Origin of the sequence: Xenorhabdus cabanillasii (assembly GCF_003386665.1) — a bacterium.
GTDB lineage: Bacteria > Pseudomonadota > Gammaproteobacteria > Enterobacterales > Enterobacteriaceae > Xenorhabdus > Xenorhabdus cabanillasii.
Genome location: NZ_QTUB01000001.1, coordinates 2,946,224 through 2,960,206, shown reverse-complemented (window position 1 = coordinate 2,960,206; position 13,983 = coordinate 2,946,224). Strand labels below are relative to the sequence as shown.

Genomic DNA, 13,983 nt, shown 5'->3' with positions numbered 1-13,983 from the left:
GCATAATACCGATGGCTCACTTGTTTTACAGGTTTATGGCAAACGGCTTGATTTTTTCATAAATCGCAGTTGCTCGGTTAACCATTGCCCATTCTGCATCATTGAACTGGAAATTATCATCATAGTGCATATCGCTTTCAGGGATGAAACCGGTAGAAGACTCCAGCGTCTTATGGAAACGAGCATGGGCCTCTGCCTCTTCGTCAGTCCATTTTCGGACGTTTCCATCGTTCCAGCTTAGCTGAGACTCTTGGAAATCAAGGCCGATTGCCTGACAATATTTACGCAGCGAGTACTCCGGAGCATTGCGGAGCGCATCACCTTCGATCACTACAGGCGGTTCATCAGCGTTGAAAATCCTCTCCCATAGTTGATCCATCGCGGTAAAACCGAACTCCCATTCGCCAATTTCATTCTTACGCACGGCCTTGCGTGAGCGTAGGCACGCTTTGGGTTCGCGGATGATGAGCGTATGTTTGCCTTGTTTGAAGATCTCTTCACCAACGTAAGGAAGGCCAAAATAGGCCATTTCTTTCAGGAAGAGCACCGGAGTGTCGATGGACAGCAGTTGCCGATCGACTACTTCTCCGGTTTGCTCCCAAAGCTCTGGGCGGTCGCCATACATATCGGTCATTCTGTCCTTGGAAAAGTAGTAGGTATCGGCATAGGGTTCAAACAGCCCCGTAGTATCGTTGCGCATTTGAAATGATTTCAACATTGCGGTGGATAATGAACGGGCTGGCCCCCATAAAAAAATAATTTTCGACATACTCACTCCTGTTAGCGTAATGGATAAATAGAATTTGGCTTCTTCTTTTTGCGTTTAAATAAAGAAAGAAGAAAGCTAAGAAAACCTTTTCTTTTTTTATTCATGATTTTCTCCAATATATTTATTGATTAATCTGGCCATCTCGAAATAACCTGCGTCATTAAAGTGTACGCGATCGACATAGATGCTTTCGTTGATCAAAGGAGAATCACCCATTAGGGCGTTCATATCAAAAAAATTAACTTCTGCTTGAGTCAGTCTCGTGTGTAATTCATTGACTAGAATTGGGTGATTTTCCTTAGCCAAAATACGTGAAAACAGCCGCCAAAAATTATTTGGGCACTGATCGATAGCCCAAAAAATTTCTTCCTCCGTCGTAGTAAGTTGGCTCTTTGACCAGTAAGACATAGGCTGGAGAAAAAAGGACAGTTTGGCGTTGTATGGAGCCAGCAACGATTTCCATTGGCTAAGTGCCTGCCCAATCACTCCAGCCGTTCTGATCAGGCGTTGCGTGGTATCAGTGGCATCATCAGTAATTATAACGTCTGCTGGGTTAAAGCTATCTGAGACGTTCATAATTTTGTTATAAAGCTTTTTCATCGGGTTAGCATTACGCTTATCCAGCTCCGAAGCGTAGCTGTTCTTTCTCCTTTTTAGATCATTATTATATTGTCCCATATAATATTGGTATTCATATGAATAATAATAGCGGCCGTGCTCAGTCGCCAGCTCATCGGGGATTCCTTCCAAAGTTAGGGTATTCATACCACTGAACACAACCACGTGGTTAATCTGGTTGAACCGATGTTGGTGCATCAAAAATAAAATTACTTCTTGCGTTGAGTTATAGCCCCTGCCACCAAAGTTTATCCATGGTTCGCCGGTTAACTTCGACAACCCAGAGGCAATGGTGTATTCATCGCCGGTAGTGCCAGTACCTAGAGTGGTTGAACCACCGACAATAATGTTGATTGGGACATCTGATGGAATCGAATCCATCGAGATATAGCCATCTTTATATTTTGTGTAACGGAAACCGAGGCTATCGGTATTGATCGCCTTTGATTTAAAGTTGGTCTGATGGAAAAACATCGTATATGGCAACCACCTTACGCCTAGATACATAAATTCATCGTAATCGCGGATTTGCGGTGTTAAACGATAGACTTCATTCACGGCTTCATCGTGGCTTAACTTATTTCTCATTCGATTCTCCTGGCTCAAAATGATAAAAACTGTTTTTATCTTCGAACTTTAAACTCATCGGGTCTTTGAATTTGTTTTTGACAAAGCCTGTTGGTAACAAAATAAAAAAATAATAAATTTTAAGTGAAATATTCATCATTTAGTCCAGAGTGTAGATATTTTGCCAATCTTCATCATCAGGCAACGGTGGTTGCTCCGACTTGATGCAGACAATATTACCCATAATCAGTATGTCCATTTTGGTGCGCATAAAACATTTATAAGCATCATGAGGTGACTCGACAATCGGTTCGCCGCGTACATTAAATGAGGTATTAATTAACACCGGACAGCCACTTTGGTGGTAAAACTGTGCCAAGAGATCATGGAACTTGGAGTTGTTTTTTTTGTACAGCACCTGAACCCTAGCAGAGTTGTCTACATGTGTTACTGCAGGTATCTGTGAGCGTAAAACCTGTAATTTCTCTATCCCATGAAAGTTGTCGTCTTGGTAAGGAATTAGCTTATCTTTGGCAACATTGGTAACAAAAAGCATGTATTCATCTTCTTGGTGAATATCAAACCATTCGTGAGCGTATTCCGCCATTACAATTGGTGCAAATGGACGGAAAGACTCACGATTTTTGATCTTTAGATTCATCACGCTCTGCATCGTGGAATTACGTGGATCACCAATGATTGAACGGTTGCCAAGCGCTCGTGGGCCAAATTCCATACGGTCCTGGAACCAACCGATGACATTGCCGTCTAAGATTTTGCTCACCGTACGCTCTAATACTTGCTCCCAAGGATATTCATGGTAAACCGCATCTATGCTGTCCAGATATTCCTTGATATGCGTATTTTTATAGGCGGTACCCAAATAGGCGCCAGCCATCAGATCGACGCCATATTGTTGGCGCTGGAGCTCTTTGTTCATAGCCATACCGGCATACAACGCTCCGATTGCACCTCCGGAATCTCCCGCCGCTGGTTGAATCCAGATATTGTCGAATATTTTTTCTTTTGCGATTTTCCCGTTCGCCACACAATTCAGTGCTACCCCTCCTGCCATGCAGAGATTCTTTTCACCAGTAATGGTTCGCAGATGGCAGGCGATTTTTATCACCACTTCTTCGGTGATGGCTTGTATGGAAGCTGCCATATCTAAATAATGCTGGCTGAGGATTGATTCCGCTTTTCTTGGCGCATGACCAAACAATTCACCAAAACTTTCTGACACCATGCAGTTACCAACTGGATAGTCAAAATACTTCATATTTAAGATAAAACTACCATCGTTATTTATCTTTATTATTTTATTTTTAATTATGTCGACATAAATTGGGGTACCATAGGGGGCTAATCCCATTAATTTATATTCGCCAGAGTCTACCTTAAAACCGCAATACCAAGTAAAAGCGGAATAAAGAAGGCCCAGAGAGTGGGGGAATTTAATCTCCCAAATTTTTTTTAATGTTTGTCCATTACCCTGCCAGGCTGATGTGGTGGCCCATTCTCCGACACCGTCAATGCAAAGTACGGCAGCGGATTGAAAAGGGCTAGGATAAAATGCTGAAGCCGCATGCGAATGGTGGTGATCAATATATTCTATAACTGGAATGTCCTCGTTGGGATAACGCGTCGCTAGCTCCTGTTGTAGTTTTTTCTTAATATCTTTTTTTTCAGTAAACCACAGAGGAATTTCCTCATTGAATGAAGAAACGCCTTTGAGTCCAAAGCAAGAGTATGTTTCTATAATTCGAGAGAACTTTTTTTCAGGATTCTCATAATAGAATATTTTATCAATGTGATTTAATTTAATGCCATTATCAACAAGAATGCGTTGCAACGCTAATCCAGGGAAACGTTTATCTTGTTTTATTCTTGAAAAACGTTCCTCCTGTAAAGCGGAAATAATACGATCACCTTTCATTAATGCTACCGCACTATCATGATAGTAACATGACAATCCGATAGAGAATTTTTCTTGATTGTTATCCATATTCCATCCTAAATATCATAATTATTTGAAATTAAAAAGAATGATAATGTTTTTTTGGGGGGGGACAAGGATAAATATCCTGTCCATACTCTTTCCCAAAGAAGTCGTGTTAATTTTGGATTGCTTTTATTGGCGTGCTTATTCATGTAAATTTTAATCGCATTCAGCGCATCTGCTGAATGTCCCGATGCTGCATTATCGATGGAATTATGAAGATCAACAAATAACGTGTTAAAGCCATATTGTTTTAATTCGTCGCGTGCTTGGTTATAAGCACCACCAACACCAGATAATTCCATTGCCAGATTGAGGCCAAGGGTTTCCGGTAGAAATCTTTTCGGAAAGCGGGAAATTGACAACCAGAACACTGGCACCTGAAAATCGTCATCATCAAAATGTTCAGACTCTGAAAATGCGGCACTGGCAATATCGGGCAATTCGATACCCATCTCAGAGATCAGGTTTCGATAAATAAGTGGATGATTTTTTTCAATGTAGCCATTACCGATTTCATCCGCGTAAATTTCAAACAATATCTTGCCAATATCGTCATTAATGAGATTGTGATGACTATAGTGGTTAATCCAAGCACCATCCAGCAAAACCATTGGCGCTAAATGAAGGGCCTCACTAATGACATCCTCTCTTGATTTATTGAAAACCATACGCCCCTGCGAATAGTCTTCGATTTGCATTTTTGCTCTCTCTAAAAACCACTCATCCAATAATGTTTCTTCGTAGTTTTTAAATGGAATTTTATTGATTTTTTTTCTGGTCTTATAAAGCCAGTCGTTTACAAACTTTTCGCATTTCCAGTCAAGATAGTAATGATCATCACAAGTCATCAATTGATGGAAAAATTTCCTTATGTCTTTTTCATCATCATATTCATGGGAATGTGGAAGAATATCCATTACAGGAAAAGAATTTATTATAATATCTTCAAGATCATTATCCTTTCCTCTTTCACTAATCGCCCATTTTTTTATCAGGAGCAATTCATTTTTAGTGAAAACTTTATACATTGGGCCTTCAAAAGATGTTAATTTACTGAAAAAAGGCATTTTATTTGCGTTTTCACCTTTAAACCAAGATGAATTCTTCAAATGGAAAACAAATTTTTGCGGATCTTTTTTCATCAATTCATCTAAGGGACAGCGATTGATCATTTTTTTATTATGATAACCATAGGCCATTGAACTTTTACCTACAACGATTTTCTCCATCGTTAATGTATGATTGCGGTTCTTTAAGTTTAGCTTTCTTAAATTATCCCTCAGATGATATTTTATATCGCTTAATTTGGCTACTGCATACTTTAAATAAAAGGAGCCATTTTCTTTTTTAAGTACTCAAGAAAAGTTAATTGCAAATTGGTCGCCATAACCTTTCAATAAAGTATTTAATTCATGCTCCATTGTATTCTGAGTCCAAGTGATAAAACGTCGCCAATGGTATTTGGCCTGTTTCCAGACGATCTCAATCAAATTCAGCTCTGGGCTGTAAGCGGGAAGATAGAATAAAAACATGTTGTGTTCTCGTAACCAGCCATTTCTGATTTGTTCTTCGATCCCGTGATGGATACGCGCATTATCCAACACTAAAAATGTCAGGCGGTTGTCCCCTTGTTTGGCGACCTGCTCTAAAAAATCAATCACGTCATCGCGCGTGATACTGCCTGACGTTGTCTGGTAAAACAGCGTGTTATCCGTGTAATTTAACGCCCCCAGAACTGACCGTCTGTCATGCTCTCGAGGCTCAGTTTTATGGGGCTTACCCCGTGGACTCCATCCATATTGCACCGGAGGAGACGCGGCAAAACCCGCCTCATCGAAATAGAGCAGACGGTAATGGCCTAACTGTGCTCCAGCCTTAATTTTATTCAGCAAGGCGGATTTTTTAGCAAACTCCGTTTCGTTACGCTTTTTTTAAGCGACAGTCGGGTTCGTTTATAGGTGAGCCCCTGCTTTTTCAGGGTATTTGCCAGCGTTTCAAGCGTACAAGGCAGGGCACCATGCTTTGCCTCAACGCACTGAGCTATCCGGGCGAGTGTCAGGGACTCTGCGCTGGCCGCTTCGACCGCAGTGGCAATCATGTCAGGCGTCATGGCGAGATACCGGCCTCCGGCATGACCACCTAATAATCCCGCTATCCCTGAATTGTGCCACATGTGAACCCAATTATAGATAACCCGGAGACTGCATCCGATTTCAGCGGTGATCTGGGACGGCTTGATCCCTCTGGCAAGCATGAGCAAACCCGTTCCTCGCGTACGAATGTCCCGATGTGGATGATTCAAAGCAAGTTGTTGCAATGTGATTCGTTCAGGCTCAGAAAGTATTATCTTCGATTTCATAAGAACAGGCAGAGAATCAGGTTATCGTGTTATCGATTGTAACAGTAATGCAGATAATTTATCTGATTAACTTAAAGAGGTTTATCACTTTGTAAGCAATTATATTCCTTATTTTTTCTTCTATTGAATTTCCATTTTCAGCAATATTTGCAGCAGAGGATACATCATTTGATGACTTAATAGCTTCCCTCAAATGTTCTATGCCATTAAAAAACAATAAAATCAAATCAGCAAGAATAATAGCATCTTTCTGAATTGACGTTTTAAGGTTAGAAATTGCCAGTCTTATCGTTGGCATGGCAAAATTCTCATCAAAATGGGCTATATCTTCTATAGCCTCATTAATGAGCTCAGGTGATATATTTGCTTTTCTATTTTGTTTTTCTAAGCATCTAAGTAACTCGAAAAGAATGAAATAATCACAGGATGAGGAATGATGTGATACCCTTGCATCAAATGAACAGCTAACGGCATAACTGGCCGAAATTTTGTCTAAAGTATCGAAATCCTCAAAGCCTTCATAAGAGAATTCTTGATCGCGTTTTAAAACTGAAAATGCTTTATTTAGAGTATGTTCAAGACACTGTATCGTATCAGTAGTATCTTTGCTATTAGGTATCAACGTTGGTTCTAACGTGTTAAGCAAGTCGATCTTGTACATTAGCGTCTCTGAAAGTAATACTTTCAGTCCGTTATCTTCAGTTTCGCTGAGTATCTTATACAATTTTACGAATGAATCTATAAGCATAGCCCTCCCGTTGTTAACATTATTAACAATAATGACATTATTAAATACCTAATTACCCACTTAATGCGATAGAACCAAATATAATGATCTTCATTTGATGATTTCTTATCTTAAAAAGATCATTGCTAGGGAATCTGCATATTCTAGTTACAGATGATGCCTAGTAATTAAATGAAGTTTCTTGAATTTTTTGAAGAATGTTTGCAATAGCCTGTTTATCGGTCATGTCAGTGTATTGAATCGTTATTTCAGCCTTCAACGGCACTTCATAGGGACTATTAATCCCCGTCATATTCGGCACTTGACCATATCTTGCTTTTTTATATAAGCCCTTAGGGTCGCGCTGCTCACAAATTTCTAATGGTGTATTGACATACACTTCAATAAAGTTTTCTTCACCAATCAGTTGCCTTGCCATTTCGCGCTCAGCCCTAAATGGACTAATAAAAGCAGTCATTACAATCAGCCCGGCATCCATCATCAATCTGGCCACTTCTGCTACGCGGCGGATATTTTCAACCCTATCAGCATCGGTAAAACCGAGATCTTTATTAATACCTTGGCGGATATTGTCACCATCAAGAACATAAGTACATTTGCCCTGATTGTATAATTCCTGTTCCAATGTATTGGCCAAAGTTGATTTACCTGAGCCGGGCAGGCCAGTAAACCAGATCACTTTACCTCTGTGACCATGAAGTTGTTCACGATTCTCACGGCTAATGCTAAGCGCTTGCCGATGGACATTTTGTGCTCGTCGCAGATTATGGTGAATAAGCCCAGCGGCCACAGTCGCCTGAGTAAAGCGATCCACCAGAATAAAGCCGCCCAGAGTGGGGGATTGTTCATAGGCATCCAGTACCAGTGGGCGATGTAGCGCAATATCACATACGGCTATATCATTGATCCCCAACTGGCGGTAAGACTCATGAGCCAGTGTATTAATATTGATGCCGTATTTGATACTGGTAATGGCAGCTCTCGCCCATTGGTTGGCAAGCTTTATTTCATAGTTACTCCCCGTAAGACCAGCCTCTTCTTGCATCCAGATCAACGTTGCTTCAAACTGGTCGCTCATTTCTAATGGTTTATTGGCAGCAGCAATGATATCGCCACGTGAAGCATCCACTTCTTTGTCCAACACCAGTGTGACGGCATCTCCACTGTGTGCATCTGACAGATCGCCATCAAATGTGACCAGACGTTTTATATGGGCTATTTGCCCCGATGTGGTAATACGTACAGGATCCCCGACGGCGACATGACCGCTGGCTATTGTGCCGCTAAAACCTCGAAAATCTGAAGACGGTCGGTTAACCCATTGTACCGGGAATACGAAACGGTGGTCTGTGGGACGGGTAACATCAATAGTTTCCAGCAACTCCATTAAGGTTGGACCGAGGTACCACGGCATATGAGACGAACGGCTGGTGATATTATCGCCGGTTAGAGCCGATATTGGAATTGGGGTTACACTTTTGAAATTCAGTGTCTGTGTGAGGTGATTAAATTCCGCTTCGATGCTCTGACTAACTTTAGCGTCAAAATCCACCAGATCCATTTTATTGATAGCAAGTACGATATGATGGATACCCATCAGTGACACAAGATAGGCGTGTCGCCGTGTTTGCATAAGGATCCCCAGACGTGCATCGATCAGAATCACCGCCAAATCGGCAGTAGAAACACCAGTAACCATATTACGGGTATACTGTTCATGGCCTGGAGTGTCAGCCACAATGAATTTTCGTCGTGCAGTGGAAAAAAAACGGTAGGCTACATCGATGGTAATACCTTGTTCGCGCTCTGCCGCCAAGCCATCCACTAGCAGCGCGAGATCGACTTGCTCCCCCTGGGTACCATGGCGCTTGGAGTCAGTTTTTAATACCGCCAACTGATCCTCGAAAATTTGCTGTGAATCCCATAATAACCTGCCAATCAGGGTACTTTTACCATCATCTACGCTGCCGCATGTGATAAAGCGCAACAAATCCATATCAGCTTGTTGCTCAAGCCAGTTGTTGATAGAGATAAATTCCAGTGGGGTAGGCTGGTTAGTCGGACTGGTTATTTTTTTTTGGTGTACCATCAGAAGTACCCTTCCTGTTTTTTCTTCTCCATAGAGCCGGATCTATCGGTATCAATCTTGCGACCTTGTCGCTCGGATTGGCGTGCTTGAATCAGCTCCAGCAAAATATCTTCAATGGTTTCTGCGTCAGATTCGATTGCACCTGTAAGGGGATAGCATCCCAGTGTGCGAAATCTGACTTTGCGTATTTGAATCTCTTCTCCTGGTAGCAAGCGGCAACGATCGTCATCTACCAGCATGATCATTTCTCGCCGTATAACTACCGGGCGTGGCTTGGCATAATAGAGAGGAATGACCGGGATATTTTCCTGATAGATATATTGCCAGATATCCAGTTCTGTCCAGTTAGATAATGGAAACACTCTGATGCTTTCATCTGATTTCTTGCGTGTGTTGTACAGATTCCAGAGCTCGGGACGCTGGTTTTTGGGATCCCAGCGATGGGCGGCAGTGCGGAAAGAAAAGACTCGCTCTTTGGCCCTAGATTTCTCCTCATCTCGCCGGGCGCCACCAAAAACAACATCAAATTTGTAATGATCAAGTGCCTGCTTTAACCCTTCGGTTTTAGTTATGTCGGTATGCAGGGCAGATCCATGATCGAATGGGTTGATATTTTTTTCGATAGCTTCCGGATTGATGTAAACCAGTAGCTCCATACCACTTTCATATGCTACTAGATCCCGGAATTGGTACATTTCCTGAAATTTCCAACGTGTGTCGACATGCAGCAGTGAAAACGGAGGTATGGAAGGATAGAACGCTTTTTTCGCTAGGTGCAACATCACGCTGCTATCTTTACCCAGAGAGTACAACATAGCTGGATTCTGTGCTTCAGCTAAGGCTTCTCTAATGATGTCGATACTTTCTGTTTCCAAACGTTTCAGATGTGCCGAAGGGAATATACTGCGCCGGTTCGGGGTTACCAGTACTGCAGGAGGTGTTAATACGGGTTGGTAAGCCTGCGGGCAGGTTGTGATTTGGTCGAGCTCTCCCAGATGGCGTGTATGATGCACAAGTTTTGCATGGGGAAAAACAGCGATCGCTTTTCCAATATGTTGCTGTAGTGCTACCAATGCCTGCCGGATGGTGTCAGGGCTAACAGTCTCTATAGGGATCGAAAATTTTTCACCACGCGCATCATTAGCATGCAGATAGGGTTTACCATCTGGTAGTAAGTTCAATTGGATAAACAATACCCTGTCGCGTCGTTTTCGAGCCTGTTTGATGGCCCACTCTAGTACCAGCCGAGTGGGTTGGCGATCCTGCTCGTCGCGCAGGCTTTCTACACTTAGCACCACTGGCAGAATATTTGTACATTTGAGTCGCTGCTCTGCTGTTTTTTTTCTGTCTACCTGACCAGATTGTTGCATATATTCATAAGTTAGGTCGGTATCCCAGACTTTCTGACTACCATCTCGCCAGAAGGGGTTTTCTTTTGTCTTGATGTGTTCCATTTTTGTTATCTCTATGTGACTTGTGTTATTTTATGGTTAAAGTAAATTAATGTAAACATGTAAGCATGTAAGCATGTAAATATTAAACACATTGTGAAATAAATGAATTTTGCAGACTTGATTCCTCGCTTAATCACCATTGCTAGCGATGTAGGTAAAGAGATCATGAAGGTGTATGAAGGTAACCATAAATTTCTCCAACTCAAAAAAGATCAAAGTTTATTGACGGCAAAAAGGTCAAAGTCCATTGATGGCTGCAGACCTTACATCGCATCACTACCCAGGGCGTCTGTATTGGGGGAAGGTTTAGGGACTTATCGTGTACAGGGGAGGGCTTTCGGAACCGATTTTTATGCGTCTTGCCCATGACATTAAAATTTTCAGGGGCGTGGCAAGCAAAAACCATCTCAATACCGCGACCAGTGACTTCATTAACCGATTAAGTCATGTACGGCTCGTACAGACAGGAAGTTCATTGAAATTTTGTCTGATAGCTGAGGGAACCATAGGTATTTATCCACGACAGTCTCCGATTTGTGAGTCGTCCACCGCCTCTGCTCAGGCTGTGCTCGATCTGGTGGGTAACTCCGTACATTACGGTAAGCAAGCTATCCTGGACCCATTTTTTTATTGCTACTCGCAATAAGGTGCTGATTCTACATGATTAATTTTTCTTACACATTTGCTGGTGCGCTGACTGGATTATTTATCGGCTTGACTGGTGTTGGCGGTGGGGCACTGATGACCCCGATCCTATTATTATTTTTTGGTGTATCGCCGACGACGGCCATTGCGACCGATCTGTGGTTTGCCTCAATTACTAAGATTATCGGAGCGAGGGTGCATCAAACCGCCGGAAATGTGGACTGGACAGTAGTTAAGCGGCTTTGGTGTGGTAGTTTGCCTGTAGCACTATTGGTTGTGCTGCTTGTTAATCATGGTGTGCATATTGCCAGAATCGATTGGTTAACAGAGGCAATTAGTTTTGTGGTACTGATTACGGCTGTCGGCTTGCTGCTGGCACCCAGGCTGACATCCATTGCCCGGAATCGTCGTATCGGCAAACCTGTGCGTTTTAAGGCAACACAACCCGCGTTTACGGTAATTGCGGGAGCGTTATTGGGGCTATGTGTTGCACTTACCTCGGTGGGTGCAGGGGCTCTTGGTAGTGTGATGTTATTGTATCTCTATCCATTACGAATGGTACCGCATCGTCTGGTTGCCACCGATATTGTACATGCTATCCCTCTAGCTATGGTGGCGGGGATTGGGTATCTTTTGGCAGGCAAAGTTGATGGGGGGATGTTGGCTAGTTTGCTGGTTGGTTCCATTCCTTCTGTGCTTATTGGTAGCATGCTTGCGGGTAAATTTTCTGGCAGAAAGATTCAGTATTTACTATCGTTGGTACTAATAGCATCTGCTTGGAAGATTGTGGTGTCGTAGGTGTTTAGCCTGACGGTGACATGGTGGCGATTCGGTATCGTTACTAAACTGATGTATTACAGAGAACTTATGCCAGATTTGCGATGGCATCTTTACCCCGCTATAACACATAGGTTTAGGAAGATGATATCCTGAAAGGCAACGCCAATCACGCCGGAGCAGCTTGAAATCCGTGAATTAAAAAACTGCAACACCTTGAAATGGAAAATGAAATTATAAAAAAGACTACGGCACTCTTGATCTCGGACTCCCTGAACAATTTGCGTTAATTGAAAGATTCAGAGTGCATTACCCCGTCGTTCTGCTTTGCCAACTCTTCGGCATCATACATCGCAGCAGTTATCAGGCCTGGCGAACTCGATAAAAATCGCCAGATCCCGAACGTGTTCGACTAAGGAGCTTAATTCGCGAAGCTTTTCAGGAAAGCCATGGCTCTGCGGGAGCCCGGACTATTGCGTCTATGGTCACTATATGAACGCATCCCGTTTGCAAGACAGAAGTTATTGTGACATTGAAGGGAAGGTAGATTGCAGCTCTATATCCGTACATGAACTCCCGCGTATGTGCAAGATAAGCTCGTCGGGGGGGTGGGGGGGAAGGTCATAACTGCGTTCGTACATTCGGCTTCTGTATTTGCAGACTATTTCCTGCTGAGCCATGATGGATATATGCCCACCTGCTCCTTATCGGCCTTTAAACCTTTATCTATTCTTGGTCGTTGGATATATCAGGTTTTACAGGTGTCGGTTTGACCAATCTCCCATCTCACTTTTCCCGCGCAATTAGCAAGATCAATAAAGCTAAAAACGACTCCGTTACTCTGTGATTATTACGTCATCCTGAATTTTTCTTCACCCGTTAATATCACCCACGATATTCTGGCGATCTTATTTGCCAGCGCGATAGCCACAATATTGACCGGTCGGCGCTGCATCAGCTGTTTTATCCACTCACCATAGTTATTATGCCTTAGGTTTATATGGTAGATCACTGCTTTGGCTCCCTGAACCAACAGCTTACGTATATAGCCATCACCCCGTTTCGTTATTCCTGCGAGTCTGGTTTTTCCACCACTGGAATATTGTCTGGGAGTTAACCCTAGCCAGGCAGCAAAATGTCGGCCATTTTTGAACAAACCAGGATTTCCAACACGACTGACAATGGCTGTGGCGATCACCGGCCCAATACCGGGAATGGCGGCTAACCGTTGGCAGGCATCGTTTTCTTTAACATACCTGTCAATCATTGCGTTAAGCTCACCGATCCATGTCTGTAAACAGGATAATTGTTCAAGATACATCATGCCCAGCTTTCTCAGGATAGAGGTTATTGTTGACTCACCGTCCTCGATAAACTCAAGGAGACCTTTTTTTAGGGCGTGTTGATGTTTTGTGTTCATAAATCAATCAACCCACATGGGTAGCCAGACAAGGATAAACGCCAGTGCTAATATGCTGGCATAGTTTCGTTCTAATTTATCGTATCTTATCGTATCTCGTTGCTATAGCACGAAAATGTTTGATTCTGGCAAAGGCATTTTCCACTCAATGTCGGTAACGATATAACCAGTTGTCTATACGCTTGTCTGATTTTAAGCTGTTTTTTCGATAAGGAATGACCGGTGTCGCCCCTTTTTGTTTGACGATCTCTCTGAAGGCTTCACTATCATAGCCTTTGTCTGCAATCACAAAACCGGATGCCGGAGAATGATTCACCAGACTTTCCGCATGCTTAATATCGTGGGTTTGCCCCCCTGACAGTTCAAAATGAACGGGTAAAGTTTGCAGTTTGTGCTTTATAATCAATTTCTTGTCAATGATAACCTTAGCAACTGTCTTGGACGATAACTTATGAGGTAATTTTATGGTACGCCTCATTCCATTCTTCGTTCTTTTTGACCATGGCATTCAGGATAGTGAGACGCTTACGCTTCC

General features: G+C 42.6%; 12 protein-coding genes and 2 pseudogenes. 3 read left to right on the top strand and 11 right to left on the bottom strand.

Annotation, left to right across the window (positions count from 1 at the left end; all coding sequences use genetic code 11):
* Nucleotides 1-25: 25 nt before the first annotated feature.
* The 9 genes from BDD26_RS13855 to cysD all read right to left on the bottom strand — a co-directional run bounded on the left by BDD26_RS13855 (nucleotide 26) and on the right by cysD (nucleotide 10,522).
* On the bottom strand, nucleotides 26-769 hold the full coding sequence (locus tag BDD26_RS13855) for a sulfotransferase-like domain-containing protein (protein ID WP_115826852.1): 744 nt from the start codon (nucleotides 767-769) through the stop codon (nucleotides 26-28).
* A gap of 96 nt (nucleotides 770-865) precedes the next feature.
* Nucleotides 866-1,975, bottom strand: coding sequence for an SGNH/GDSL hydrolase family protein (locus BDD26_RS13850; RefSeq protein ID WP_115826851.1), 1,110 nt, complete (start codon nucleotides 1,973-1,975; stop codon nucleotides 866-868).
* A gap of 139 nt (nucleotides 1,976-2,114) precedes the next feature.
* Nucleotides 2,115-3,959, bottom strand: a complete 1,845-nt coding sequence (locus BDD26_RS13845) for a carbamoyltransferase family protein (RefSeq protein ID WP_115826850.1) — start codon at nucleotides 3,957-3,959, stop codon at nucleotides 2,115-2,117.
* Between the two features lie 8 nt (nucleotides 3,960-3,967).
* Nucleotides 3,968-5,185 (bottom strand): iron-containing redox enzyme family protein, encoded by a 1,218-nt coding sequence (locus BDD26_RS13840; protein ID WP_115826849.1) that lies wholly within the window; start codon nucleotides 5,183-5,185, stop codon nucleotides 3,968-3,970.
* Nucleotides 5,186-5,311: 126 nt separating this feature from the next.
* Nucleotides 5,312-5,848 carry an IS630 family transposase gene (locus tag BDD26_RS13835; protein ID WP_084766466.1) on the bottom strand — a complete coding sequence of 179 codons (537 nt, stop codon included), beginning with the start codon at nucleotides 5,846-5,848 and terminating at the stop codon, nucleotides 5,312-5,314.
* Nucleotides 5,842-6,315 (bottom strand): helix-turn-helix domain-containing protein, encoded by a 474-nt coding sequence (locus BDD26_RS13830; protein WP_051502334.1) that lies wholly within the window; start codon nucleotides 6,313-6,315, stop codon nucleotides 5,842-5,844. The genes BDD26_RS13835 and BDD26_RS13830 overlap by 7 nt, the downstream gene beginning before the upstream one ends.
* A 58-nt stretch (nucleotides 6,316-6,373) precedes the next feature.
* Nucleotides 6,374-7,063, bottom strand: coding sequence for a hypothetical protein (locus BDD26_RS13825; protein ID WP_115826848.1), 690 nt, complete (start codon nucleotides 7,061-7,063; stop codon nucleotides 6,374-6,376).
* 160 nt (nucleotides 7,064-7,223) lie between these two features.
* The gene (gene cysN, locus BDD26_RS13820) at nucleotides 7,224-9,104 is read right to left on the bottom strand and encodes a sulfate adenylyltransferase subunit CysN (RefSeq protein ID WP_425330444.1); all 1,881 of its coding nucleotides are present in this window, start codon (nucleotides 9,102-9,104) and stop codon (nucleotides 7,224-7,226) included.
* Between the two features lie 47 nt (nucleotides 9,105-9,151).
* Nucleotides 9,152-10,522, bottom strand: a complete 1,371-nt coding sequence (cysD, locus tag BDD26_RS13815; RefSeq protein ID WP_280524541.1) for a sulfate adenylyltransferase subunit CysD — start codon at nucleotides 10,520-10,522, stop codon at nucleotides 9,152-9,154.
* Nucleotides 10,523-10,994: 472 nt separating this feature from the next.
* Here cysD and BDD26_RS19390 point away from each other — a divergent pair, with 472 nt between their 5' ends.
* The 3 genes and pseudogenes from BDD26_RS19390 to BDD26_RS20860 all read left to right on the top strand — a co-directional run.
* Complete coding sequence (locus BDD26_RS19390; RefSeq protein ID WP_147299019.1) at nucleotides 10,995-11,252, top strand: FIG domain-containing protein; 258 nt, start codon at nucleotides 10,995-10,997, stop codon at nucleotides 11,250-11,252.
* A 14-nt stretch (nucleotides 11,253-11,266) separates the two neighbouring features.
* The gene (locus tag BDD26_RS13805) at nucleotides 11,267-12,049 is read left to right on the top strand and encodes a sulfite exporter TauE/SafE family protein (protein WP_115826844.1); all 783 of its coding nucleotides are present in this window, start codon (nucleotides 11,267-11,269) and stop codon (nucleotides 12,047-12,049) included.
* Between the two features lie 135 nt (nucleotides 12,050-12,184).
* Nucleotides 12,185-12,518: pseudogene (locus BDD26_RS20860) on the top strand (IS3 family transposase); the annotation flags it as partial.
* Between the two features lie 360 nt (nucleotides 12,519-12,878).
* On the opposite strand, the gene BDD26_RS13795 reads toward BDD26_RS20860, so the two are convergent.
* Together BDD26_RS13795 and BDD26_RS13790 are read right to left on the bottom strand one after the other, a co-directional pair.
* Entirely contained in the window at nucleotides 12,879-13,448 is a 570-nt protein-coding gene (locus BDD26_RS13795) for an IS110 family RNA-guided transposase (protein ID WP_115826843.1), read from the bottom strand.
* 3 nt (nucleotides 13,449-13,451) lie between these two features.
* Nucleotides 13,452-13,827: pseudogene (locus BDD26_RS13790) on the bottom strand (transposase); the annotation flags it as partial.
* Nucleotides 13,828-13,983: the final 156 nt, after the last annotated feature.